This is a genomic window from Amycolatopsis sp. cmx-4-83, assembly GCF_046548815.1.
GTDB lineage: Bacteria > Actinomycetota > Actinomycetes > Mycobacteriales > Pseudonocardiaceae > Amycolatopsis > Amycolatopsis pretoriensis_A.
Window position 1 is genome coordinate 49,626 of sequence record NZ_JAEBEF010000003.1, and the last position, 24,074, is coordinate 73,699.

Genomic DNA, 24,074 nt, shown 5'->3' on the forward strand with positions numbered 1-24,074 from the left:
GGATGGTTGCAAGCGCTTGCAGGGAAGGGGCGGGGCATGCCGGACAAGCTCGACGACGTCGCCCGGGTCGCCGGGGTCTCGGCGGCCACCGTGTCGCGGGCCCTGCGCGGGGTGCCGGGCGTCGCCGAGCGCACGCGGACCCGGGTGCTGGCGGCCGCCGCGCAGCTGGGCTACGCGATCTCGCCCGCGGCGTCGAGCCTGGCCACCGGCCGCACCGGGACGGTCGGCGTGCTCGTCCCCTACGTCGACCGCTGGTACTTCTCGCGCCTCATCTCCGGCGTCGAGCGGGTGCTGCGCGAGGCCGGGATCAGCCTGCTGCTCTACAACCTCGGCGACGACGCGGGCCGCGCGCGGTTCTTCGCCGACCTGCCGCTGCGCCGCCGGGTCGACGCCGTGCTCGTGCTCTCCCTGCCCCTCGCGGCTTTCGAACGCGAGCTGCTGCTGGGGCTCGGCACCCCACTCGTCACGGTCGGCACCGAGGAACCCGGCGCGGACTCGGTCGGCATCGACGACCACGCCGCCGCCGCGGCCGCGATGCGGCACCTGGTCCAGCTCGGGCACCGCGAAATCGCGTTCATCGGCGAGGACGAGCCCGTCCCGCTCGGCTTCACGACGCCGTTGCGGCGGCTCGCGGCCTACCGCGAGGTCTACCACGCGGTGTGCCGGGAGGACGGCCGCGAGCCGGACCCCGCGTTCGAGACCGGTGGCGGCTTCACCGTCGCGGGCGGGGAGCGGGCGATGGGGACGCTGCTCGGCCTGCCCCGCCGGCCGACCGCGGTGTTCGCCGCGTCCGACGAAATGGCGTTCGGGGCGCTGCGGACGCTGCGCCGGGCCGGGCTGCGGGTGCCGTCGGACGTCTCGGTGGTCGGCTTCGACGACCACGACCTCGCCGATCTGCTCGAACTGAGCACCGTGGCGCAGCCGGTGGCGGAGCTCGGGGAGCGGGCCGGGCGGCTGCTGCGCGCGAGGTTGTCCGGCGGAAAAATCGCGACATCGCCCGCGATTGTCGGGACACACCTGGTACTTCGGGGTAGTACTGCACCGCCACCGGGGCGTTGATCAGCGGTTTTTCCGGCACTACTCCGTCCGGTCGATTGCGGGTGAGTCGATCACCCGGTCAAATAATCGCCGACAAGGATTAATCGCCGTGAGGAGCTGGCTGTGCACTGGGGGTCCGTGCTCGAAGAAGGCGGAGCGGGGATGGTCCGTCCGTACTTCCGCACTCATGGCCGTACCCGCCCGACCCGGGACCTGCCGGTCGAGACGCTCGTCTCGATCACGCAGCGGGGGCGGGCGGTGGTGCGGGGGAGCACGCGGGAGGAGACGGAGATCTGCGCGCTGCTCCGGACTTCGCAGTCGGTCGCGGAGGTCGCCGCACGGCGCCGGATCCCGCTGGGGGTGGCGCGGGTCCTGCTGTCGGATCTGGCGGACCGGGGGATCGTCGCCGTGCACACCGCCCGGAAGGGTGCGGGGAACCGGCCGAGCCTCGAACTGATGGAACGCATCCTGCACGGGCTCAGCCGGATCTGAAAGCGCTCTCACGCGGTGGTGAACTCCCGGACCAGCCGGGCGAACTCCGCGGGCTGGTCGAGTGGCAGCAAGGTGTAGCTGTCGTCGACCAGCGCCAGTTTTCCCTTGGGCAGCAACGCGGTCAGCCGTTCGCCGTGCTCCGGCGGCATCACGCGGTCCTCGCGGGCCCACACCACCAGCGCCGGCCGGTCGAACGCCGGCAGCCGCTCGGCCACCGCCACCAGGATTCCCGGCGCCGCGGCGAACTCCCGCAGGACGCGAACCGTGTCGCGGCGGATGCCGGCGTCGCCGAGCAACGGCCGGATCCAGCGTGCCGCGACGGCGTCACCGCGTTTGGTGAGCCGGCCGAACGCGATCGGCAGCCGGCGCACCGCGCGCAGCCGCATCTGCTGCATGAACACGCCGAACAGCGCTGGTGACAGCTTTCCGGTCAGGAACAACGTCTTACCGGTCAGCCCGGGCGGGAAGTTGTCGAACGCGTCGCACGACGCCAGCACCACCCGGCTGACGCGCGCAACGCCGTCGGCCATCAGCAGCTGCACCAGCGCGCCGCCGGTGTCGACGCCGACCAGGGTCACCTCGCGCAGGTCGAGGCCTTCGAGGAACTCCGTCAGCAGCCGGGCGACCCCGGGTAGCGACAGGTCGGCGCCGGGACGCATCGGCTTGCGGTGGGCGCCCAGCGGCAACGTCGGGACCACGCACCGGTGACCGGGCAGCGCGGCGACCGGGCCGTTCCAGAGCGAGCCGTCCATCAGGAGGCCGTGGACGAACACCACGACCGGGCCCGGCCCACCCGTGTCGGTGTACTCGACGGTCCCCGCGGTCAGCTCGATCTGCATGGTTCGAAGTGAACCACGTGGTTCGCAAACTGTCGAGGGCTCAGCCTGCGGCTTCCTCCCGGGCCACCGCGCGCAGCAGCGCCTCGAACCCGGCCTCGGCGCCGGAGCCGTCGTCGCTGGTCAGCAGGTCGACGAGGAAGCCGCGCAGGGTGGCGAGGATCATCGAGGCGACTTCGTGCTTGCGCTGCTCGGGCCAGTCCGCCGGACAGAACGAAAGCAGCGTCGGCAGGTACTGCTGCGACGCTCCGCGGCCGAGCGCCGCGTACCGGCCCGGGTCGTACATCGCCAGGCCCATCGCCTGGTCGAGCACCCGGCGCAGCTCCGACTCCTCGTCGCGCAGGCTCACCCAGGCGGCACGCACGCGGTCGGTCAGTGTCGAGGGTTCCGCCGCGACGGCCGCCAGCGCGTTGCCGATCCGCCGCTCCCGCAACGAAAAGACCACCTGTCGCAGCAGGTCTTCGACGCCGTCGAAGTGGTAGAGCAGCACCTTGTGCGTCGTCCCGGCCGACCGTGCCGCCCGCCGCAGCGAGAAGTCGACGAGACCGTTCTCGGCGACGTCGTCGGTGATCGTCGCCAGCAGCTCCCGGCGCCGGGCCTCGCCGCGGGCCGAGCCGGCCGACCGCCGGTAGCCGGTAGCGTTCTCCATGCGGGACAGCTTGGCACGGGGAGGGGACGTCGATGCGGGTGCTGGTGACCGGCGGCAACGCGGGGATCGGGTATTTCGCCGCGGAGCAGCTGGCTTCGGCGGGCGCGGACGTCGTGCTCGGCAGCCGCGACGCGGCGAAGGCGGAAGCCGCGATCGCGTCGATCCGGTCGCGGGTCGCCGGGGCGGTGGTGACGCACGTCCGGCTCGACCTGGCCGACCTGGCCCAGGTCGCCACCGTCGACACCGGTGAGCTCGACGCCGTCGTCTGCAACGCCGGGGTGCTGCTCGACCACCCGCCCCGCCGCGAGACCGCCGCCGGCCACGAGCTGATGTTCGGCACCAACCACCTCGGCCACTTCGCGCTGATCGCGCGGCTGCTGCCGGTGCTGGCGCCGGACGCGCGCATCGTCACCACCGGCAGCTTCGCCGCGAAGTCCGCGAAGCTCGACTTCGCCGACCTACAGAGCGAAGCCGGCTACGTCCCGAAGCGCGCTTACGAACGCTCCAAGGTCGCCCAGATGCTCTTCGCCGTCGAACTCGACCGGCGGCTGCGGGCAACGGGCTCGAAGCGGCTGAGCGTCATCGCCCACCCCGGTGGCGCCCTGGACTCGCTGACGCCGTCGCGGCCGCCGGTGCACGTCCGCACCACCGGCCAGTGGCTGCGCGGCCTGCCTGCCCGGGTGCTGCTGCACGGCAAGGACGCCGGTGCGCGGCCCGCCGTCCGCGCGGTGCTCGGCCCCGATGTCGCCGGCGGGCAGCTGTGGGGCCCGCGGGTGTTCGGCCTCCGCGGCCGGCCGAAGCTCGAGGAGCGCTGGGCGAACCTGACCGACGAGGCAGCTGCCGAGCGGCTCTGGGCGGAAAGTGCCACGCTGACCGGAGTGGACCCGCTGGCCTGAATGCACAGCGCTGAGGCTCAGGCTGTGCACATCGCACGGTGACGCCGCCGGGACCGCTGCTTACGGTGCGGGGAACCGTTTCCCCCGCACGGAGAAGGAGGTCGGCGTGGCCTCAACAGTCGGTGTCGATGACTATGCCCTCACCAGAGTGCCGGACCACGCCCGGTACTCGTGGTGGTCGGTCGCCGTCCAGCGGTTCGGCCAGGTGTCCGCCCTGTCCCAGTTCCTGCTCGGAGCCACCGTCGGCTTCGGGATGAGCTTCTGGAACGCGGTACTGGCGTTCACGCTCGGCTCGGTCATCCTGGAGCTCATCACCATCCTCGTCGGCGTCATCGGCGTCCGCGAGGGCCTCTCGACGTCCATGATCGCCCGCTGGACCGGCTTCGGCCGCGGCGGCTCGGCGCTCATCGGGCTCGCCATCGGGATCAGCCTCATCGGCTGGTTCGGTATCCAGTCGGCAGTATCCGCGCAGGGCCTCGTCGCGCTCATCGGCGGCCTGCCGGAGTGGGGCTGGGCGCTGCTCTTCGGCCTGCTCGTCACCGCGATCGTCGTGCGCGGCTTCCACTCCATGGCCTGGACGGCCTACCTCACCGTGCCGGCATTCCTGATCCTCGTCGGGTGGTCGGTGATCTCCGAGCTGACCCGCCACGACCTCGGCACGCTCGTGTCCTCGGCCCCGCCCGGCCCGGCACTGAGCCTGTTGCAGGGCACCACGCTGGTGGCGGGCGGCTTCATCGTCGGCGCCGTGATCACCCCGGACATGACCCGCTTCAACCGCACCACCGCCGACGTCGTCAAGCAGACGCTCGTCGGCATCACCCTCGGCGAGTACGTCATCGGCCTGTCCGGCGTCCTGCTCGCGCACGCCGTCGGCAGCGCCGGCATCACCACCATCGTGACGTCGTCGGTCGGCTGGATCGGGCTGCTCATCGTCATCGCGGGCACGATGAAGATCAACGACTGGAACCTGTACTCCTCGGGGCTCGGCGTCGTGAACTTCATCGGCACGGTGTCGGGGCGCAAAGCCCACCGCGGTCTGGTGACGGCCGTGCTCGGCGTCGCGGGCAGCCTGCTCGCCGCGGCCGGGATCCTGGCGAAGTTCACCGACTTCCTCACCGTGCTGGGCGTCGCGTTCCCGCCGATCGCCGGCATCATGGTCGCCGAGTACTTCGTGGTGAAGAAGTGGCGCGGGGACCTGGAATCCGCGCGGGCGCGGGGAACCGTGCCCGAGGACGCGCCGGCGTGGGTGCCCGCCACCCTCGTCGTCTGGGTCGCCGCCGCGTTGTTCGGCGAGTTCGTCGAGTGGGGCCTGCCGAGCATCAACTCGCTCGTCGTCGCCTTCGTCCTGTACGTCGTCGCCGGGAAGCTCGGTCTGGTGCGGGGGATCGGCAGCAGCCGGACCGCCGAGGCCGCTCCCGCCGTCCAGTCTGCTTAAGGAGAACCTTCGTGCGCATCGGCATCGACGTCGGCGGCACCAACACCGACGCTGTCCTGCTCGACGGCCGTCAGGTGCTCGCCTCGGTCAAGACCAGCACGACCGCGGACGTCACCTCGGGCATCGTCGCCGCGATCGACGGCCTGCAGCGGCAACGCGCGTTCGACCCGGCGGCGGTGCGGGCGGTGATGATCGGCACCACGCACTTCATCAACGCCCTCGTCGAGGCCCACCGGCTCGCGCCGACCGCGGCCGTGCGGCTGAGCCTGCCCGCCGGGGCGTCGCTGCCGCCGATGGTCGACTGGCCGCAGCGGCTCGTCGACGCGGTGTCGGGGCGCAGCTACCTGGTCCACGGTGGACACGAGTTCGACGGCCGCCACATCGCGGAGCTCGACGAGAGCGAACTGCGCAAGGCCGCCGACGACATGGGGGCGGCCGGGGTGCGCAGCGTCGCCATCACCTCGGTCTTCTCCCCGGTCAACGCCGAGTTCGAGACCCGCGCGGCCGAGATCATCGGCGCGCAGCTGCCGGACGTCGCGATCTCGCTGTCCCACGAGATCGGCCGGATCGGCCTGCTGGAGCGGGAAAACGCGACGGTGATCAACGCGGCGCTGCGGGAGCTGGCCGCGCACATCGTCGACGGGCTGTCCGCGTCGGTCACCGGCGCGGGCATCACCGCGCCGCTGTACCTGAGCCAGAACGACGGCACGCTGATGGACGTCGACTTCGCCCGCCGCTACCCGGTGGCGACGTTCGCTTCCGGGCCGACGAACTCGATGCGCGGCGCGGCGATCCTGTCCGGTTTGGACACGTGCGCGGTGGTCGACGTCGGCGGCACGACGTCGGACGTCGGTGTGCTGCGGCAGGGTTTTCCCCGTGAGGCGACCACGGACGTCAGCGTGGCCGGCATCCGCACCAACTTCCGGATGCCGGACGTGCTGTCGATCGGCATCGGCGGCGGCAGCCGGGTGCGCGGGATCGTCACCGTCGGCCCGGATTCCGTCGGCTACGAGCTGACGTCGAAGGCGCTCGTCTTCGGCGGGGACACGCTCACCGCGACCGACATCGCGGTCGCCGCCGGCCGCGCGGAAATCGGCGATCCGTCGCTGGTGTCGCATTTGGACAAGGCGCTGGTGCGGGCGGCGCTGGACCGCATCGCCGCCGAGGTGTCCGATGTGGTCGAACGGATGCGGACGTCCGCCGAGCCGTTGCCGGTGGTGGCGGTCGGCGGTGGTTCGGTGCTGCTGCCGGACGAGCTCGCCGGGTGCGGCGAAGTCCACCGGCCCGAGAACTACGCGGTGGCCAACGCGATCGGCGCGGCCATCGCGCAGATCGGCGGTGAGGTCGACCGCGTCTACGTGATCGAGCCCGGCCGCCGCGAAGCGGTCGTCGACGAGGCGAAGCAGGAGGCCGTGGACCGCGCGGTCGCCGCTGGTGCTTCGCCGGCTTCGGTCGGCATCGTCGACTTCGACGAGGTGCCCATCCCGTACCTGCCCGGCAACGCCACGCGCATCCGCGTCAAGGCCGTCGGCGACCTGCAGCTGGGGGCGTGATGCGCGAGATCACCGAGCACGACCTCGACGACATCGCCCGCGGTGCCGCCATCCTCGGCACCGGGGGCGGTGGCGACCCGTACATCGGCAGGCTGCTGGCGCTTTCGGCGGTGCGGGAGCACGGCGCGGTGCCGCTGGTTCCGCTGGCGGAGGTGGGCGACGACGCCGTCGTGCTGCCGGTCGCGATGATGGGCGCGCCGACCGTCATGGTGGAGAAGCTGCCGTCGGCCGAGCAGGTGGGCCTGGCCGCGCGCACGCTCGCCGGCTACCTCGGCAAGGAGCTGACGCACATCGCGTGCGCCGAAGCCGGGGGCGTCAACTCGCTCATCCCGGTCGTCGCGGCCGCGCAGCTCGGCCTGCCGCTGGTCGACGCCGACGGGATGGGGCGCGCGTTCCCCGAACTGCAGATGGTACTTCCCACACTGTATGGAATCCGGGCCACGCCGATGTCGATCGCCGACGAAAAGGGCAACCGCGGAGTATTGGATACCGTCGACAATCGCTGGGCGGAGCGCCTGGCGCGCTCGGCGACCATCGACATGGGCTGCTCGGCGATGATCAGCAACTACGCCATGTCCGGCGGCCAGGCGCGGGAATCCCTGGTGCCGGGCACGCTGAGCCTGTGCGCCGAACTGGGCGCCCTGGTCCGGGCCGCACGTGCCGCGCACGAGGATCCCGTGGCCCGGGTCGTTTCCCGGCTGGGCGGACGGCGGCTGTTCAGCGGCAAGGTCGTCGACGTCGCCCGCCGGACGGTCACCGGGTTCGCCCGCGGCGAAGCGAAACTGTCCGGAATGGACGACGACACCGGAGCGGAACTGGTGCTGCGCTTCCAGAACGAGCACCTGGTGGCCGAGCGCGACGGTGTCGTCCAGGCGTCGGTGCCCGACCTGATCTGCACGCTGGAACGCGAGTCCGGCGAGGCGGTGACGACCGAAGGGCTGCGGTACGGCCAGCGCGTCACGGTGATCGCCGCGCCCGCCGACCCGCGCTGGCACACGCCGGAGGGCATCGCGCTCGCCGGCCCGCGGTACTTCGGCTACGACATCGACCCGATCGGGGTGGCCGGGTGAGCTGGACCCTGACCGAGGACGACCTGCCGGACCTCGCCCGCGGCGCCGCCGTGCTCGGCACCGGCGGCGGTGGCGACCCGTACGTCGGGCGGCTGCTCGTGCGCGAAGCCATCCGCGAGCACGGGCCGATCACGATCCTCGAGCCGTCCGAAGTGGACGACGACGCACTAGTGATCCCGACCGCGCAGATGGGCGCGCCGACCGTCGTGCACGAGAAGCTGCCCAACGGCGCCGAACCCGTGCTGGCGCTGCGGACGCTGGAGAAGCACCTCGGCAGGCGCGCGGACGCCACCATGCCGATCGAGTGCGGGGGCATCAACTCGATGATCCCGCTGATCGTCGGCGCCCGGCTCGGGCTGCCGGTGGTCGACGCCGACGGCATGGGCCGGGCGTTCCCGGAGCTGCAGATGGAAACGTTCGGTGTATACGGTATCCCGGGCTCGCCGATGGCGATCGGCGGCGAACGCGGCGAGACGACGGTGATCGACACCGGCGCGGACAACCGGCGGATGGAGTGGCTGGCCCGCGGGGTCACCATCCGGCTCGGCGGTGTCGCGCACATCGCCGAGTACGCGATGAGCGGCGCCGACGTCAAGCGGACCGCCGTGCCGCGAACGCTTTCGCTGGCGCTGACCGTGGGCCGGACGATCCGGGAAGCGCGGGCGGCCAACGAGGACCCCGTCGACCGGCTCGCTTCGGCGTTGCGCTCGACGCCGTACGAGCACCTGCGGGTGCTGTTCCGCGGCAAGGTGTCCGATGTGGAGCGCCGGACCGAGGCGGGCTTCGCGCGCGGGCGCGCGGCGGCGGTGTCGTTCGACGGTTCGAGCAAGCTGGAGATCCTGTTCCAGAACGAGAACCTGCTGGCCACAGTGGACGGTGAGGTGCGCTGCCTGGTGCCGGACCTGATCTGCGTGCTGGAGTCGGCGACGGCCGAGCCGATCACCACCGAAACCCTGCGCTACGGCCAGCGCGTCACCGTCGTCGGCATCTCGACCCCGCCGCTGATGCGCACGCCGGAAGCCCTGGACACCTTCGGCCCGGCCGCGTTCGGGCTGCCGCACGACTTCGTCCCCGTGGAGGAGATCGGATGAGCTTGGCCGGGAAGCAGGTCGTGATCATCGGTGGCGGTTCGGGCATCGGGCGGGAAGTGGCCCGGCGGGCCGCCGCTTCGGGTGCGTCGGTCCACCTCGGCGGGCGGACGCCGGAGAAGCTGTCGACGGCGGCGAAGGAGGTGGACGGGACCTGGCAGGTCGTCGACAACACCGACCAGGATTCGCTGGCGGCGTTCTTCGGTGCCCTCGACCGCGTCGACCACCTGTTCACGCCCGGCGCGTCCTACACGGTCGGGCCGCTGCGGGAGCTGAGCGACGAGGACGCCGCCAGCCCGTTCACGACGAAGTTCTGGGGCCAGTACCACGCCGTCAAGCACGCGGTGCCGAAGCTGGCGCCGGACGCGTCGATCGTGCTGATGTCGGGCGCGGCGAGCGTCCGGCCGCCCGGTGCCGCGCCCGCGTACGTCGCCTGCAACGCCGCCGTCGAAGGGCTCGGGCGGGGGCTGGCGGTCGAGCTGGCGCCGGTCCGGGTGAACGTCGTCGCGCCGGGCACGATCGACGGCGACCTCTGGGCCGGGCGGCCGGCGGACGTCCGGGAGGCGAGCTTCGACCAGTACTCGCGGGACACGCTGCTGCACCGCGTCGGGAAGGAGTCCGAAGTGGCCGATGCGGTGCTGTACCTGTTCGGCAGCACGTACACCACCGGGTCGACGCTGTACCCCGACGGTGGGTACGCGCTGCGCTGACCTCGTCTACTGTGGTCAGTCATGCGCATCACCGCCGGTGACGTGGCCGCCCTCGAACGCGGGGTGGCCCTGCTCGGGTCCGGCGGTGGCGGGGACACCGTCACCGCCGCCGTGCTGCTGCGCCGGCTGGTCGAAGGCGGTCGCGAACCCGAGGTCTCCGCGATCGGGGAGCTGGCGCCGGACGCGCGGGTCGTGCCGGTCGGGGTCGTCGGTGCGACCGCGGCGTTCACCGAGAAGCTGCCGGGCGGCGACGAGTTCGCGGCCGCGGTGGCCGCCGTCGAACGCTGGACCGGCGAGCGCGCCGACGCGCTGATGTCCATCGAGATCGGCGGCCTCAACGGGCTGCTGCCGCTGGTCGTGGCCCAGCAGCTCGGGCTCGCCTACGCCGACGCCGACCTTTCGGGCCGCGGCCTGCCCCGGCTCGACCAGTTCTCCGTCGCGGCGACCGGCCGCGGGATCGCGCCGGCCGCGCTGGCCGAGCCCGGCGGCCAGGTGGTGGTGCTGGCGGCCGGGTCCGACGCCGTCATCGAGCGGGGAACCCGCGCGTTCCTGGCCGGTTCCGGTGGCTGGGCGGCGTTCGCGCTCGCGCCGATCCCGGCCGGGGAGCTGGCGGAGTGCGCGGTCCCGGGGACTACGAGCGGCGCGCTGGCGCTCGGCCGCCGGGTGCTGGCCGTGGGGGAGAGCCCGGCGCGCGCGGCGCTCGAAACGGCGTTGGACGGCTCGGTGCTGGCCCGCGGCCGCGTCCTCGAGGTGGCGCGGCACGTCGGGCCGGGGCAGCACGGCAGCCCGGGCTTCGGCCGCGGCAGCGTCACGCTGGCCGACCACCGCGACGGCTCGTTGCTGCGGCTGGAAATGGAGAACGAATACCTGCTGGCGCTGCGCGACGGCGCCCCGGTGGCGTCCACTCCGGACGTGCTGTCGGTGCTCGACCACCGCACCGGCGTCCCGGTGTCGTGCGACGCGATCCGCGCGGGCGTGGAGGTCGACGTGGTCCGCCTGGCGGCGGCGCCGTTCTGGACCGACCCGCGCTGGCTGCCGGTGGTGCGCCCCCGCGCGTACGGCATCGACTGCGACCCGGTGGGCCTCCCGTGACCGGCTACCCCCGAGCACCCCGATGTGGCGGGCGGAGGTGGGGCCGGTGAGCCTGCGGCGGGTGCTCGCGCTGCCCGGCTGGGCCGAGCACGTCCGGTTGCTCGCCGGTGCGGCCGGGCTCGACCGTCCACTCGCGACGGTTCAGGCCACTTTGGACGCTTCGCGGACGCCGGTGGCGGGGGAGCTGACCGTCGTCGTCCGGCCGGTCGCCGGGACCGACTGGCAGATCGACGCGCTCCTGCGCCGGTGCGCCGACGCCGGGGCGGCCGCCGTGCTGCTGCCCGGTGCCGCGCCGCTCACCGCGTCACGGCTGCTCGCCGACCGGCTGGCGGTTCCGTTGCTGGGTACCGGTGCGTCGCCGCTGGACCTGCTCGTCGAGGCCCGGCTCATGCTCGCCGCGCCCGAACTGGACCGCGCCGAACTGCTGCTGGCCACCCACCGCGCGCTCGGCGACCGGCTGCGCCCGCCCGAAGAGGTCGTCGCGGTGCTGGGGCGGCTGCTGCGGTCGCCGGTCGCCGTGCTCGACGATCGCGGGGCGCCGCTGGCCGGTGAGGTCACCGGGCGCGTCCGGCTCGACGAGCCGGTCCCGCAGCGGACCGAGCTCGACGACGGCGTGCTGCTGGCCCACCCGGTGCTGCTGCAGCGGCCGGCGCTGTGGCTGGCGGCCGAGCTGCGGGGAACCGAAGCCGCACGGGCCGACGTCGTCCCGCCCGCGCTCGCCGTGGCGGCCGGGGTGCTGCAGCGCTGGCTGCTGGCCAACCGGCTGGAACTGGAACGGGACGCGCGCTCGCGCACGGCGTTGCTCGGCGACCTGCTGCGCCTGGACACCGAGCCCGGCGCGGACCTGCGCCGCCGCGTCGCGGACGCGGGCTGGCGGCTCGGCGGCTGGCACGTCGGGCTGCACATCGGCGTCCCGGCGGCGGTCGACACGGTGGCCCGCACCCAGGACGTCGTGCGGGCGCTGCGGGCCGGCGACGTCGAGGCGGTGGTCGTCGAGCACGGCGACGGCTGGACCGGCTGGGTCACCTTCGACCACGAGCCGACCGCGGCCCGGGTGCGCTCGCTGGCGACCCGGCTGCAGGCGGCGCACCGCACGCTGCGCCTGGGCGCGCACATGGGCGTCGGCCGGCCGCACGCGCGCCCGGAAGGCCTCGCGGCGACGGTCGCGGAAGCCCGCGACGCGGCCCGGCTCGCCGCGACCCGGCCGGAAACCGGGCACTTCCTGCACGTCGACCAGCTCGGCATGGCCCAGCTGCTGCTGGAGTGGACCCGTACGGACACCTTCGAGCCGGCCGCGCGGGCCCTGATCGCCCCGCTGCTGGACGCCCCGGGCGACCTGGTCCGCACCCTGGCGGCCTACCTGGACGCGGAGTCGTCCCTCGCCGAGACGGCCACGGTGCTGGGCGTGCACCGCAACACCGTGGCCGCGCGGGTGGCGCGGATTTCGCAGCTGCTCGGCGTCGACCTGTCCCGCCCGGACGAGAGACTGGCGCTGCACCTCGCGTCCCGGGCGGTGACGTTGGAGTGACTAGTCGTCGTCCCCGCCGCCGGTGACGTTGCCGATGCTGGCAGGCACACCCTTGATCATGTCGACGACGGTCTTGCCCGCGAGGCCCGACTTCCCGAACCACGGGTCGGTCATGACCTTGATGGCCGACTCGAACTTTTCGGCGCCTTCCTTGCCGAAGAGCTTGCCGAGCTCGTGCACGGAGAAGTTGCTGATCTTGTCGAACTTCTGCATGATCTCCGGCGTCACACCGTCCACTTGGGACAGCTTGTTCTTGATGACGTCGGTCATCTGATCGGTGAACGGCTTGTGCGGCTTGGGATCCGGGGTGGGGGCGGGCGCCGGGTCCGGCTTCGGTTCGGGCGTGGCGTCGGGCTTGGGGTCAGGCTTGGGTTCCGGGGTTGCTGAGGATGAGGAGGGCGCGGGTTCCGGTTTTGGTTCGGGCTTGGGCTCGGGTGTGGTGTCGGGCTTGGGCTCGGGTTTGGGTTCCGGGGTGGCCGAGGACGAGGACGGCGCGGGCTCGGGTTTCGGTTCGGGCTTGGGTTCCGGGGTGGCCGACGACGAGGACGGCGCGGGTTCCGGTTTCGGTTCGGGCTTGGGCTCGGGCTTCGGTTCCGGTGTGGCCGAGGACGGGGTGGTGTCCGGCTTGGGTTCGGGCTTGGGTTCCGGTGTGGCCGAGGACGGGGTGGTGTCCGGCTTGGGTTCGGGCTTGGGTTCCGGTGTGGCCGAGGACGGGGTGGTGTCCGGCTTGGGTTCGGGCTTCGGTTCCGGTGTGGCCGAGGACGGGGTGGTGTCCGGTTTCGGCTCGGGCTTGGGGTCCGGCGTCGGGTCCGGCTTGGGTTCCGGTTTCGGGTCCGGCGTCGCCGAAGAGGGTTTCGGGTCCGGCTTCGGCGTCGGGGTCGCGTCCGGCTTCGGGGTGGGCTTCGGGGTGGGCTTCGGGGTTGGTGTCGGCGTCAGGCTGCCCGCCGGGGGCTTCGCCGCCGCCAGGTCGTCGCCTGCCTTGCCCATCTTCGTCAGGGCCTGGAGCAGGTCGCCGAGCTTCTTCGCCAGCTGGGCCAGCTTCGCGCCGATCTTGCCCAGGGCCGTGGCCACCGTGCCGATCGTCGTGCCGATGAAGATGGCGATCGACGCGCCGAACGTCACCGGGGCCAGGGCCGCCGCGATCAGGGCGCCCTTGATGATCGTCGCGAGGAGCATCGCGATCAGGTCGCGCAGGATGCCGCGGAAGGCGCCGACGATGCCGCCCGCGATCTTCATGTTCTTGCCGGCCTGGTCGAGGTACCAGCCGAGGGAGCCCAGCTGCTCGGTGACCGCGTCCATGTCCTTCTTGAACTGGTCCGCGGCGTTGCCGCTCCACTCCTTGAGCAGCGTGTCGAGCGCCTGCTGGTGCTGCGTCGACCACTCCTCGAGCTTCTTCTTCTCCGCGGAAAGCGCTTCACTGGCCGCCGCGATGCCGATCGGGTCGCCCATCAGGATGTCCAGCGGCCAGCGGAGGATCGTGATGTGCTCGATGAGCCAGCCGATCCCGGCCGTGAGGAGGCTGCCGATCGGATCGAGCACGAGGCCGATCGTCTCCAGCGCCATGCCCGCCGAGCCGATGCCGATCGCGACCTTGTCGTTGTCCTTGACAGCTTTGTCCAGGCCGATCGCCGCTTCGAAGAAGCCCGCGCCGGCCGAGGCGTTGTCGCTGTTGAACAGTTCGGAGCCGTGGAGGCTGACGTCCTTGCTCTGGTAGTCGTCGCCCACTAGTCGAACCTCACGATCGAGTTCACGGCGTCCTCTTCACCCGACTGGTAGCGCTTCGCGGCCTCGGTGACCTTGTCGGCGAACTCGCCGATCGTCTTCGAATACGCGTCGAACTGGTGCCGGGCCTTGTCCGTCCACGTGCTCGCACCCGCGGCCATCAGCTGGCACGCCGGGTTGATCCCGAACATGCCGGGGTCGCAGACCATGCCGCCGACGAGGTCCGAAGTGCCCTTGAGGTTGCTCTGCAGCTCGTCGAGGTGCTTGCCGAAGGTGGCCAGTGGCTCCGAAGAGACCTTGAAGCCGCCGCCGCTCACCAGGGGTTCGATTCGTCGTCGAAGTGGTCGTCGGCCGGGGGACGGCGACGCGGGGCGGACGGCGGTGCGGGCGGAGCCGGCGGACGCGGCGGTGCGGGCGGGGCCGGCGGCGGGGTGGTTTCGGGGGGCTCCGGCGCCGCGAAGTCGCCGTCCGGCGGCGGATCCGGGGGCAGGAAGGAGCGGACCATGTCGGTCGACTCGCCGTCGCCGTTGATGGTCGCGAAGGAGTCGGCGACGGCGCGGGCGGTCTGGCGCTGCGCGTCGCGCACCGCGCCCATGATCGTCGCGGTCAGCCGCGCCGGACCCAGTTCGCACGCGCGGTGCCCGAGCTCGAGGTTCGTCAGGGCGCCGTTCGGGGCGAGCGTCACGGTGACCGCGCCGTCGCGGGTGCGGACCGTCGCCCCGGCCGCGGAAATCGCTTCGGTCAGCGCCGCGGCCTTCGTCTGCATCTCCCGGACCTGCCGTTCGAGCAGCAGCTGGAAGTCTTCACCTGGCCCCAGGTTCGGTTGCACGAAATCGACTCCTCGAGACGGGGATCGGGCCGGCGCCCGTGATCCGGCCAGGCTAGCGCACCCCGGACGTTCATCCAGTGCTAGCCGCGGGTATGCCTGGATGTCTCCCCGAAGTTGCCCGCGAATGCCCCCCGATCGGGTTGACCCGGTCCGCGCTCCGGGTTGCACGATCGGGTCATGACCGAACTGGACGACTACCGGCCGCTGGGCCGCTCCGGGCTGCGCGTCTCGCCGCTGGCGCTGGGCGCGCTGACCTTCGGCTCCGGCCCGCACTGCGCCGACGACGACACCGCCCGCGCGGTCTTCCGCGCCTACACCGGGCGCGGCGGCAACTTCGTCGACACCGCCGACAACTACAGCGCCGGGCGCAGCGAAGAGCTCGTCGGCGAATTCCTCCGCGACGTCGACCGCGACGACGTCGTGCTCGCCACCAAGTACTCCGGGCCTGGCTTCGACGGCGGGAAACCGCTTTCCGACCCCCGCCACCGCAGCAACGGCCGCAAGAACATGGTCGCATCGCTGGAGGCGTCGCTGCGGCGGCTCGGCGTCGACCACGTCGACCTGTACTGGCTGCACATCTGGGACGGCTTCACCCCGGCCGAGGAGGTCATGGCGGCGTTCGACGACCTCGTGCGCGCCGGCAAGGTCCGCGCGGTGGGCCTCAGCGACGTCCCGGCGTGGTACGCGACGAAGGCCGCGATGCTCGGCGGCCCGCCGGTGACGGCGCTGCAGCTGGAGTACTCCCTGATCGAGCGCGCGATCGAGGCCGAGTTCGTGCCGCTGGCGCGGGAGTTCGGCATCGCGGTCCAGCCGTGGGGCGCGATCGGCGGCGGGTTCCTGTCCGGCAAGTACACCCGCGACGGCGGCGGGGAAGGCCGGCTCGCCGAAGGCGCGCCCTACCGGTCCGCGGCGGAGACCCGCTGGGCGGTGCTGGACGTCGTCCGCGAAGTCGCGGCCGAGGTGGACGCGACCCCGGCCCAGGTGGCGCTGCACTGGGTGACGCGCCGCCCGTCGATGCCGGCGCCGCTGATCGGCGCCCGGTCACCCGGGCAGCTCGCCGAAACCCTGGGCGCGCTGACGCTGGAGGTGAGCGACGCCCACCTCGACCGGCTGACCGGGGCGAGCGCGCCGGAACTGCCGTTCCCGCACGGCATCCTGGCCCGGCTCAACGCCGGGCTGCCGGGCTAGCCGCGTGTCGCAGGGTGTTCGACGGCCGGGGTCGGCGGACCTCGGCCGCGCGACGCTAGCCGCGGCCGTGGTGGCCGTCGTCGGCGACCGTTTCCGCGTGCGGCTCGCCGTCGCGGCAGGACACGAGCACCACGTTCTCGGTCCCGTCGTCCTTGAACTTCACCGACGCGGTGGCGGCCGGACCGCGGTCGACGTCGTCGGCGCGGAAGCCGGGGGTCGGGCTCCACGACAGCAGCTCGACCCGATCCCCGGTGCACTTCGCGACGAGACTGCCGCCGGGAACGGTCAGGCCACGCGGTTCCGGGGCGCCCGGCGCGGTCGTCGTGGCCGGCGGGACCGGCGCGGAGGTGCTGCTCGCGGGCAGCGTTTCCAGGGCGCGGGCCACGTCGTCGGCCGAGAGCGGCTGGTTCTGCGGGCCGAGGATGCCCGCGCCGACGACGTCGAGGGCCACCGTGCCGACGCCCGCGGTCGCGGCGGCGGCCAGCAGCCAGCCCGTCGCCATCAGCACCCCGCGCCTGTTCATCCGTCCACTGTGCCATCCGGGCGGGTTAAAGCGCGGCTAAGCCGTCCTTAGCGTTCGCCTGGAGCCCGGCGAAGCGGCTTCGCGTGTGTAGCCTCCCGGACATGGCGACCGTGCTGCTCGTCGAGGACGACCCGACCATCCGCACGGCCGTGCTGCGCGCGCTGACCGAGCGCGGGCACGCCGTGACGTCCGCGCCGACCGCGATGGCCGGGCTCCAGGCCGCCGTCACCGACCGGCCCGACGTCGTGCTGCTCGACCTGGGCCTGCCCGACCTCGACGGCCGCGAGGTGCTGCGGATGGTCCGGGCGGTCAGCGCCGTGCCGATCATCGTGGTCACCGCCCGCGGCGCCGAGGAGGAGATCGTCCGGCTGCTCGACGCGGGCGCCGACGACTACGTGGTCAAGCCCTTCGGCGGTGCCCAGCTCGACGCCCGGATCCGCGCCGTGCTGCGGCGCAGCGAGCCGGAGGAGACGACGGCCCCGGTGGTGGTCGGCGGCCTGAGCGTGGACGCGCGGACCCGGCAGGCGTCCCTCGAGGGCGAGCCGCTCGACCTCACCCCGCGCGAGTTCGACCTCCTGCACTACCTCGCGAGCCGGGCGGGGACCGTGGTGAGCAAGCGCGAGCTGCTCACCGACGTCTGGAAGCTGCCCTACGCCGGCGCCGACAAGACCGTCGACGTCCACCTGTCGTGGCTGCGGCGCAAGCTCGGCGAGACCGCGCAGGAACCGCGGTACCTGCACACCGTGCGGCGGGTCGGCGTCCGGCTGGCCGAGCCGGGGGCCGGCGCGTGAGGAAGCGGCTCGCCGTCCTCGTCGCCGCCGCGATGAGCCTGGTGCTGGTGGCGTTCCTGGTGCCGCTGGCGATCCTGCTGCAGTCGGTCACCGCGGACCGCGCGGTCACCGCCGCCACGGCGAAGGCCCAGTCCCTGACGTCCCTCGTGGCGACGGCGGGGACCGCGGCGCTGCGGCCCGCGGTCGACCAGCTGAACACGACCGCGGGCCACCCGGTGACCGTGTTCCTGCCGGACGGCACGGTGCTCGGCGCGCCCGGCCCGCGCACGCCGGGGGTCACGCTGGCCGCGGCCCAGGGCAGCAGCCTGACCGTCGAAGGCGACGACGGCCGGGAGATCCTGGTCGCCGTCCAGGGACTGCCGCGGGGGACCGCCGTCGTGCGGGCCTTCGTGGACCGGGCGGAGCTGACCCGCGGACTGGGCGCGGCCTGGCTGGTCCTGGCCGGGCTGGGGGTGCTGTTGCTTGCGCTCGGAGTGTTCGTGGCCGACCGGCTGGCGCGCTCGATCGTGCGGCCGGTCCACGAGCTCGCGGCGGTTTCGCGCCGGCTCGCCGACGGCGACCTCGATGCCCGCGCGCGGCCCGGCGGCCCGGGGGAGGTGCGGTCGGTCGCGGCCGCGTTGAACCTCCTGGCCGCCCGGATCCGCGACCTGGTCCGGCAGGAACGCGAAGCCGTGGCCGACATCTCGCACCGCCTGCGGACGCCGTTGACCGTGCTGCGGCTGGACGCCGAGGCGTTGCGCGACCCCGAGGAAGCGGACCGGATCACCGGCCACGCCGAAAGCCTGGAGCGCCAGGTGACCGCGCTCATCGACCAGGCGCGGGCGCGGGACGCGGAGCCGGGGGCGTGCGACGCGGCGCTGCTCGTCCGCGAACGAGCGGACTTCTGGGCGGTGCTGGCCCAGGACCAGGACCGCGCGGTGACGGTGGCGATCGACCCGGGCCCGCTGCCGGTCGCGGTCGGCGAGCCCGAGCTGGCGGCGTGCCTGGACGCGTTGCTGGGCAACGTCTTCGCGCACACCCCCGAGGGAACGGCCTACGCGATCCGGTTGTCGGCGGCGCCCGCGGGCGCCCGCCTGGAGGTCTCGGACGAGGGCCCGGGCTTCGACGAGGTCCCGCGCGGCGAGAGCGGCGCCGGTTCGACCGGGCTCGGGCTCGACATCGCCCGCCAGACGGCGCGGGCGTCCGGCGGGACGTTCAGCGTGACCCGCGCGCGGCCGCACGGCGTCCGGATCGCACTGGAACTCGGCGCGGCGTTAGGGATGCCTTAAGGTGCGGGCAGCGCGCCGCTAGCGTCCGGTGCGTGAAGCTCCTTTTCGTTGACAGGCAACGAAAGGAACGCACATGCGCAAGATCCTGGTGATCGCCGCGGCCGGTGCCGCGCTCGCGGTGGGCGGCACGACGGCGGCCCTGGCCCAGTCCGGCGCCGACGACGGTCGCCCGACGACCAGCACCCCCGCAAGCTCGGCGACGACCACGGGCTCCCGGCCGAGCAGCACGCACGACCTGGGTGACGACCACGGGGGCCGGACCACGCCGAGCACGTCCGCGACCCGCAGCCACGACCTGGGCGACGACCACGGTGGCCGGACGACGCCGGGCAGCTACCCGACGCGCACGCACGACCACGGCGGCCGGACCACGCCGGGCAGCTACCCGACGCGCACGCACGACCTCGGCGACGACCACGGCGGCCGCACCGCGGAACCGGGCGACGACCACGGCGGTCACGGCGGCGAGCCGGGTGACGACCACGGGCGCCACGGCCGCGACCACTGACCCCGGCTCGCCGAACGCCGTGAACGACTCTTTCACCACGTCCGACGCGGTGAAAGAGTCGTTCACGGCACCCGGACCGCGCCGGTCCACAGTGGACCGGCCGGGCGAAACCCTCAGCCCACCGGTACCCCGCGCACCTGGACCGGTCCGCGGGCCGGGTCGAGCTCGACCGCCTGCTCCACCCCGGACGGCGTGAGCACGTCGAACGCCTTCGGCGCCGTCGCCGGGTCCGCCGCGCACACCGGGGCGGTGCCACCCGCCGCGCACAGGCCGAACGTGTACTGCCCGGCCGTCGGCGTGAACGGCCTCGCCTGGTCGGGGGAGTTGCCGTCCTGCCCGGTCAGCACGACCGCGAACGTCCACCCGGCCGACGGCGTCCCGAACGCGGCCTTCGCCACGCTGATCGTGATGTACCGCGTCGCCTGCGAAGCCTGCACGGACGGCGAAGCGAGCGAAGCACCCGAAGCGTCGACGAGCGCCGGTTCCGCGAACCCTTGGACCTCGAGGCGCCGGCTCCACGCGTCCTGCGGCGCGATCGCGTACGCCCGGCTCGGGAACGGCGGCGCGGTCGACGTCGCCGTCGCGGCCGGGTCGTGCGCGTAGATCGTCAGCAGCTGGGCGCCCAGCGGGGAGCCGAACGTCGGGGACAGGTCGCGGACCTGCGCCCGGAACACCAGGTTCGCGCCCGAGTCGATGACCTGGAAGCGCTGCAGGTCGAACGCGCCGGCGTGGAAGTCGCCCGCCGTCGGGTAGGTGAACGTGCCCGGGCCGTTGTCGTCGCCGTCCGGGTCGGCCGTGTCGAGCAGGACCGTGCCGGTGACGAAGTCCGAGCTGATCGTCTTTTGCGCGTACCCGGTGCCCGCGCCGGTCGCGGCCGCCGTGACGACGTTCGCGCCGAGCGGGGTCGGCACCGTCGCGCGGAACGTCCCCGCCGCCGAGGCCCGGGTCGACAGCACCGTCGTCGTCCCGGCGTCGGTGGCCGACACCGCGAGGTCGACCCGGCTGCCGGCCGGCGCGGTGCCGGTGACTTCGGCCGTGGCGGCCGACACGGACGCGGGCGCGTCGAGCGTCACCGCCAGTGCCGCGGGCGGCGCGTGCGAGACGTACCGGGCGCGGACGTCGGCGGGCTGCTCGGGCAGCCGCCCGTCGTCGAGCGCCCTGGCCAGCCGCACCGACTGCGACTGCGCCCAGCTCAGCGGCGCCACCGAGCCGACGGACTGCCCGGGTGTGAAGCCGATCGACGCCGTCCGCGGGTCCGACCCGTACGGCGACGCGGGCAGCGCCGGGTTCTCCCAGATCTGCTCGGGGATCAGCCCGGTGCCGCCGGTCTGCGCCCGCATCGCGCGCAGCAGCGCCGCCGCGCCCGCCTGGTCGCCGGTCTGCACGGCGTGCTCGCCGCGTTCCCCGGCGAGCACCGGCCACAGGTGCCCCGACCCGGTGTTCGTCGACGGCCATGGCGCCCCGGTCGGGCCGCAGTTCGTCGGGTCCGGCTCGTAGCAGTCGCCGTAACCGTCTTCGCTGCCCGCCGCCGAAGTGCCGTAGCGGTACCAGCCCGGACCGGCGGGAGTGTCCTTTTTGATCACGCGGTCCACGACGGCGAGCGACGCGGCGACGTCCGGGTCGTTCGCGGGCAGCACGCCGAGGCGCGGCAGCTCGAGGAACCCGGCGTCGACGACCGCGCGCTGGTCGGCGTCGACCGAACCGTTGCCGAGGTTGTAGATCCATTCGGAGTTCGGATCGCCGTTCTTGGTGAGCCGCAGGAAGTACCGGCCGCCGTACGGGCCGGTCGACGTCACGGTCCAGCCCTTGATGCTGCGCTGGAAGTGGTCCGCGGTGGCCCGGTAGACGTTCGCGCGCGCCGGATCGCCGTTGCGGTCGGCGATCACGCCCGCGGCGACGAGCCCGGCGATCTCGGCGGCGATGGTCGAGGGGGAGTAGCCGCCCTGTTCTTCCCAGCGCTCCGAACCGAACGCCGGCCCGTGCGCGACGACGAAGTCCGCCGCCGCCCGGATGTGGCCGGTGTAGAGCGTGCGGTCGCGGTCGAGACCGGCCTGCAGCGCCATCAGGATCGGGTACGCGCTCTCGTCGAGCTGGTCGCCACCGGAGTCGGGCGCCTTCTTGCCGTTGAGCATGGAGTTGCGCGGGAACCGGCCGTCCGGCTGCTGCTGGCGGGTGAACAGCCAGCGCACGCTCGCCCGCGCCGTCTCGCGGTCGCCGGCGGCGAGCAGGCCGGAGAAGCTTTCGTAGAGGTCGCGGGCGAAGATCTCGCGGTAGGAACCGAAGTACACGGGTTTGCCGCCGGGCGCGTCGCCCGCGGAGACCGCCTGGCCCCACGGGCTGCCGAGTGACGCGACCACCGCGCCCGGGAACGTCTTGTCCTCACTGGCCTTCAGCACGTTGACCGACTGGAAGTAGGCAGTGGAGTTTTCGGAGTCCTTGCCGCGCACCGGGATCAGCCCGTTGTCGTAGTCCCGCCACTCACGCGCGTACTGGCGCCGGCTCTGGTCGAACGGCGTGCGCAGGCTCGCCCCGGCAGCGGCGACGGCGGCCCGCGCGTCCGCGCCGAACCCGAGCGCCAGCACGGCGGGCCGGCGTGGCTGCAGGTCCAGCTGCGCGGTCTGCACGACGTTCCCGTTCGCCGCCGACGGCGTCGTGTCGGTGAGCCGGTGGTCGCGGTCGAGCTGCGCGAGCCCGTCGCCCGCGGTGCCGGCGAAGCCGCTGGACGTCGCCAGGAACCGGCGGTCGGCGCGCAGCGCGGCGGCCAGCGGCGTGCCGTAGTCGCGGGCCGGGGCGCTGGAAACGGTGTTCGCGTCGGCGCTGACCAGCGCGCTCGTCGCCGCGTCGACGGTCGCGGTGTCCCCGCCGCCGTTCGCCGGGCCGCCCCCGCCGTTGCCGTTGATGCTCGCGTCGTAGCGGACGTAGACCTTGAGGTCACCGCCGGAGCCGCGCAGCGGTTCCAGCCGGGTGCGGATCAGCACGCCGGTCCGGGCCGGATCGGCCAGGTACTCGGTGACCAGCCGGTACTTCCCGCTGCGCGGGGTCGACGTCACCTCGCAGGCCATCCCGCCCGCGCTCGTGCGGACCGTGTAGGTCATGTCGCGCGCCTGCAGGTCGGTGAACGTGCGCCCGTCGGTGACGGCGAACTGCAGCGACTCGACGTTCGTGTTGTCGATCACCGGCGCGTAGACGTCGGACAGCACGCCGCCCGCGACCGTGAACCACGCCTTGCTCTGCGTGTTCCGCGCGGTGCCCAGGCAGTCCTTGCGGGCCAGGCCGAAGTGCGACACCGCACCCGGCCCCGGCGCGGGCGCCGCGGCGGCCACCGGAACGGACAGCAGGGGCGCGGCCAGCACCGCGCACACCACCACGGACCACGTCGACCGAGTCATCCGCCCATCCGATCACGACGGGCGCACCACGCACCAGGGCCGAACGCAGCAGGGAAAGTCGTTGCTCGTGATTGAGATGCCGAACCGGTGGGTAGCAAACCCACAGTCCCCCGGGGAGGTGAACGTGGAAGAGCTCGGATCGGACGGCTGGCGGTACCGTGGCACGATTTCTCCGCGCACGTTGCCGAGCCTGCGCCGTCATCTGGTTTCGTGGTTGCGGCGGCGGGCCGGCGAGGAGGTCGGCAGACAAGCCGACGACGTCGTGCTGGCGTGCTGGGAAGCGATGGCCAACGTCCTCGACCACGCCTACCGCGGCCGGCCGGGACTGATCGACGTCCGCGCCCGCGTCGACGACGAGGTGCTCGTCATCACCGTCGCCGACCAGGGCCGCTGGGAGTCGATCGCCGAGCGCGCGGACGGCGGCCGCGGCCTGCGCCTGATCCAGGCGCTCGTCGACGGGCTCGACCTCCGCTCCACCGACGACGGCACCGTGATCACGCTGACCTGGCCGTTCCCGGTGCGCCGCACCGCCTGAGGCTCAGCCGGCGGACAGCTCTTCGACGAACCGGGCCGCGACGTCGCGCAGCTTCACGTTGGTGTGCTGGGATTCCGTGACCAGGCGCTTCATCGCGTCGTCGGCGCCGATCCGGTGCACGGCCATCAGGATGCCCTTGGCCTGCTCGATCACCGCCCGCGTGCGCATCGCCGCTTCGAGGTCGTCGGCCTGGCGGCGGGCCTGGTGGTAGCGCCGGGTGGTGCGCAGCCCGAACGAGACGATCGTCGTGTAGAGCCGCAGCAACCGCGAGTCGGCCTCGGCGAACCCGTGGTCGCCGTAGCCGAACAGGTTGAGCGCGCCGGAGAGGTTTTCGTCCACACGCAGCGGTGCGGCCAGGTAGCTGCCCACGCCGAGGCCGCGGGCGTGCTCGGTGAAGTCGGGCCACACGACGTCCGCGGTGGCCAGCGGCAGCCGCACGACCTCGCCGGTCGCCGCGGCCCGCAGGCACGGCCCTTCGCCCGCCGCGTACTGGACCCGGTCGATCTCGACGGCGCGCTCGTCGGTGGAGGCCACGGTCTCCGGCTCGCCGTCGCGGATCGCGGTGATGCTGGCCATGTCGGCACCGGGCACGGCGCGGACGGCTTCCGCGCAGACAGCGTCCAGTATTTCGGCCTCGGCGGGTTCGGACTCCAGCGCGCCGGTGAGGCCCGTCATCGCGGCGGTCAGCTCGTCGAGGTGCTCCTGCGGGATCGGTTCACCGGTCACGCGATCATCTCCGTCCCGGGGTGGCGGTGGTCGAGCGCACCGCTGCTGTTCAACGGAACGGCGAAACCTTACCCGCGTGCGGTGCGTCTTCCGCAACACCCGGCGCATGGCGACGCGGGTGCCGGGGGACCGGCCGGGATCTCGGGACGGGGGAAAGCGGTGGTTCCGGCCCGCGCTCGCTGCTGAACGTCGTGGGTTGGCGCCGGGA

23 protein-coding genes are annotated in these 24,074 nt (G+C 73.2%); 15 read left to right on the top strand and 8 right to left on the bottom strand.

The window, feature by feature from the left end:
- Nucleotides 1-36 precede the first annotated feature (36 nt).
- A complete protein-coding gene (locus ACLJQM_RS09810) occupies nucleotides 37-1,059 on the top strand; it encodes a LacI family DNA-binding transcriptional regulator (RefSeq protein ID WP_360771747.1) in 1,023 nt (340 codons plus the stop codon).
- A gap of 102 nt (nucleotides 1,060-1,161) precedes the next feature.
- A complete protein-coding gene (locus ACLJQM_RS09815; RefSeq protein ID WP_360771745.1) occupies nucleotides 1,162-1,530 on the top strand; it encodes a DUF742 domain-containing protein in 369 nt (122 codons plus the stop codon).
- 8 nt (nucleotides 1,531-1,538) lie between these two features.
- On the opposite strand, the gene ACLJQM_RS09820 is transcribed toward ACLJQM_RS09815, so the two are convergent.
- Nucleotides 1,539-2,369, bottom strand: a complete 831-nt coding sequence (locus ACLJQM_RS09820; protein ID WP_410630855.1) for an alpha/beta fold hydrolase — start codon at nucleotides 2,367-2,369, stop codon at nucleotides 1,539-1,541.
- A gap of 40 nt (nucleotides 2,370-2,409) precedes the next feature.
- Nucleotides 2,410-3,015, bottom strand: coding sequence for a TetR/AcrR family transcriptional regulator (locus ACLJQM_RS09825; RefSeq protein ID WP_410630856.1), 606 nt, complete (start codon nucleotides 3,013-3,015; stop codon nucleotides 2,410-2,412).
- 32 nt (nucleotides 3,016-3,047) lie between these two features.
- On the opposite strand from ACLJQM_RS09825, the gene ACLJQM_RS09830 reads away from it, so the two are divergent.
- The 8 genes from ACLJQM_RS09830 to ACLJQM_RS09865 all read left to right on the top strand — a co-directional run bounded on the left by ACLJQM_RS09830 (nucleotide 3,048) and on the right by ACLJQM_RS09865 (nucleotide 12,387).
- On the top strand, nucleotides 3,048-3,911 hold the full coding sequence (locus ACLJQM_RS09830; RefSeq protein WP_410630858.1) for an SDR family NAD(P)-dependent oxidoreductase: 864 nt from the start codon (nucleotides 3,048-3,050) through the stop codon (nucleotides 3,909-3,911).
- Between the two features lie 106 nt (nucleotides 3,912-4,017).
- The gene (locus tag ACLJQM_RS09835) at nucleotides 4,018-5,346 is read left to right on the top strand and encodes a purine-cytosine permease family protein (protein ID WP_247021785.1); all 1,329 of its coding nucleotides are present in this window, start codon (nucleotides 4,018-4,020) and stop codon (nucleotides 5,344-5,346) included.
- An 11-nt stretch (nucleotides 5,347-5,357) separates the two neighbouring features.
- Complete coding sequence (locus ACLJQM_RS09840) at nucleotides 5,358-6,899, top strand: hydantoinase/oxoprolinase N-terminal domain-containing protein (protein WP_410630859.1); 1,542 nt, start codon at nucleotides 5,358-5,360, stop codon at nucleotides 6,897-6,899.
- Complete coding sequence (locus ACLJQM_RS09845) at nucleotides 6,899-7,969, top strand: DUF917 domain-containing protein (protein ID WP_247021789.1); 1,071 nt, start codon at nucleotides 6,899-6,901, stop codon at nucleotides 7,967-7,969. The genes ACLJQM_RS09840 and ACLJQM_RS09845 overlap by 1 nt, the downstream gene beginning before the upstream one ends.
- On the top strand, nucleotides 7,966-9,060 hold the full coding sequence (locus ACLJQM_RS09850) for a DUF917 domain-containing protein (protein ID WP_360771725.1): 1,095 nt from the start codon (nucleotides 7,966-7,968) through the stop codon (nucleotides 9,058-9,060). Before ACLJQM_RS09845 ends, ACLJQM_RS09850 begins: the two co-directional genes overlap by 4 nt.
- Nucleotides 9,057-9,767 carry an SDR family oxidoreductase gene (locus ACLJQM_RS09855; RefSeq protein WP_410630860.1) on the top strand — a complete coding sequence of 237 codons (711 nt, stop codon included), beginning with the start codon at nucleotides 9,057-9,059 and terminating at the stop codon, nucleotides 9,765-9,767. The genes ACLJQM_RS09850 and ACLJQM_RS09855 overlap by 4 nt, the downstream gene beginning before the upstream one ends.
- A 21-nt stretch (nucleotides 9,768-9,788) precedes the next feature.
- A complete protein-coding gene (locus ACLJQM_RS09860) occupies nucleotides 9,789-10,859 on the top strand; it encodes a DUF917 domain-containing protein (protein ID WP_410630861.1) in 1,071 nt (356 codons plus the stop codon).
- A 46-nt stretch (nucleotides 10,860-10,905) separates the two neighbouring features.
- A complete protein-coding gene (locus ACLJQM_RS09865; protein ID WP_410630862.1) occupies nucleotides 10,906-12,387 on the top strand; it encodes a PucR family transcriptional regulator in 1,482 nt (493 codons plus the stop codon).
- On the opposite strand, the gene ACLJQM_RS09870 is transcribed toward ACLJQM_RS09865, so the two are convergent.
- Genes ACLJQM_RS09870 through ACLJQM_RS09880 form a run of 3 tightly spaced genes read right to left on the bottom strand, consistent with a single transcriptional unit; the run spans nucleotide 12,388 to nucleotide 14,938 of the window.
- A complete protein-coding gene (locus ACLJQM_RS09870) occupies nucleotides 12,388-14,112 on the bottom strand; it encodes a hypothetical protein (protein ID WP_410630863.1) in 1,725 nt (574 codons plus the stop codon).
- Nucleotides 14,112-14,426, bottom strand: coding sequence for a hypothetical protein (locus ACLJQM_RS09875; RefSeq protein WP_410630864.1), 315 nt, complete (start codon nucleotides 14,424-14,426; stop codon nucleotides 14,112-14,114). Before ACLJQM_RS09875 ends, ACLJQM_RS09870 begins: the two co-directional genes overlap by 1 nt.
- On the bottom strand, nucleotides 14,423-14,938 hold the full coding sequence (locus ACLJQM_RS09880) for a YbaB/EbfC family nucleoid-associated protein (protein ID WP_247021801.1): 516 nt from the start codon (nucleotides 14,936-14,938) through the stop codon (nucleotides 14,423-14,425). The genes ACLJQM_RS09875 and ACLJQM_RS09880 overlap by 4 nt, the downstream gene beginning before the upstream one ends.
- A gap of 177 nt (nucleotides 14,939-15,115) precedes the next feature.
- On the opposite strand from ACLJQM_RS09880, the gene ACLJQM_RS09885 reads away from it, so the two are divergent.
- A complete protein-coding gene (locus ACLJQM_RS09885; RefSeq protein ID WP_360771709.1) occupies nucleotides 15,116-16,126 on the top strand; it encodes an aldo/keto reductase in 1,011 nt (336 codons plus the stop codon).
- Nucleotides 16,127-16,181: 55 nt separating this feature from the next.
- Here ACLJQM_RS09885 and ACLJQM_RS09890 read toward each other — a convergent pair whose 3' ends face one another.
- Nucleotides 16,182-16,649: a hypothetical protein gene (locus tag ACLJQM_RS09890; RefSeq protein WP_360771706.1), complete on the bottom strand. Its 468-nt coding sequence runs from the start codon at nucleotides 16,647-16,649 to the stop codon at nucleotides 16,182-16,184.
- Between the two features lie 101 nt (nucleotides 16,650-16,750).
- Here ACLJQM_RS09890 and ACLJQM_RS09895 point away from each other — a divergent pair, with 101 nt between their 5' ends.
- The 3 genes from ACLJQM_RS09895 to ACLJQM_RS09905 all read left to right on the top strand — a co-directional run bounded on the left by ACLJQM_RS09895 (nucleotide 16,751) and on the right by ACLJQM_RS09905 (nucleotide 19,216).
- Nucleotides 16,751-17,440: a response regulator transcription factor gene (locus tag ACLJQM_RS09895; protein ID WP_247021807.1), complete on the top strand. Its 690-nt coding sequence runs from the start codon at nucleotides 16,751-16,753 to the stop codon at nucleotides 17,438-17,440.
- Nucleotides 17,437-18,708, top strand: coding sequence for a HAMP domain-containing protein (locus tag ACLJQM_RS09900; protein ID WP_410630865.1), 1,272 nt, complete (start codon nucleotides 17,437-17,439; stop codon nucleotides 18,706-18,708). Before ACLJQM_RS09895 ends, ACLJQM_RS09900 begins: the two co-directional genes overlap by 4 nt.
- Before the next feature lie 73 nt (nucleotides 18,709-18,781).
- A complete protein-coding gene (locus tag ACLJQM_RS09905) occupies nucleotides 18,782-19,216 on the top strand; it encodes a hypothetical protein (protein WP_410630866.1) in 435 nt (144 codons plus the stop codon).
- Between the two features lie 113 nt (nucleotides 19,217-19,329).
- Here ACLJQM_RS09905 and ACLJQM_RS09910 read toward each other — a convergent pair whose 3' ends face one another.
- Nucleotides 19,330-22,605 (bottom strand): glucodextranase DOMON-like domain-containing protein, encoded by a 3,276-nt coding sequence (locus ACLJQM_RS09910; RefSeq protein WP_410630867.1) that lies wholly within the window; start codon nucleotides 22,603-22,605, stop codon nucleotides 19,330-19,332.
- A 124-nt stretch (nucleotides 22,606-22,729) separates the two neighbouring features.
- Between ACLJQM_RS09910 and ACLJQM_RS09915 the strand changes: the two genes are divergently transcribed.
- On the top strand, nucleotides 22,730-23,140 hold the full coding sequence (locus tag ACLJQM_RS09915; RefSeq protein ID WP_247021815.1) for an ATP-binding protein: 411 nt from the start codon (nucleotides 22,730-22,732) through the stop codon (nucleotides 23,138-23,140).
- 3 nt (nucleotides 23,141-23,143) lie between these two features.
- Here the strand turns inward: ACLJQM_RS09915 and ACLJQM_RS09920 are convergent, their stop codons facing one another.
- Nucleotides 23,144-23,866, bottom strand: a complete 723-nt coding sequence (locus ACLJQM_RS09920; protein WP_410630869.1) for an ANTAR domain-containing protein — start codon at nucleotides 23,864-23,866, stop codon at nucleotides 23,144-23,146.
- Nucleotides 23,867-24,074: the final 208 nt, after the last annotated feature.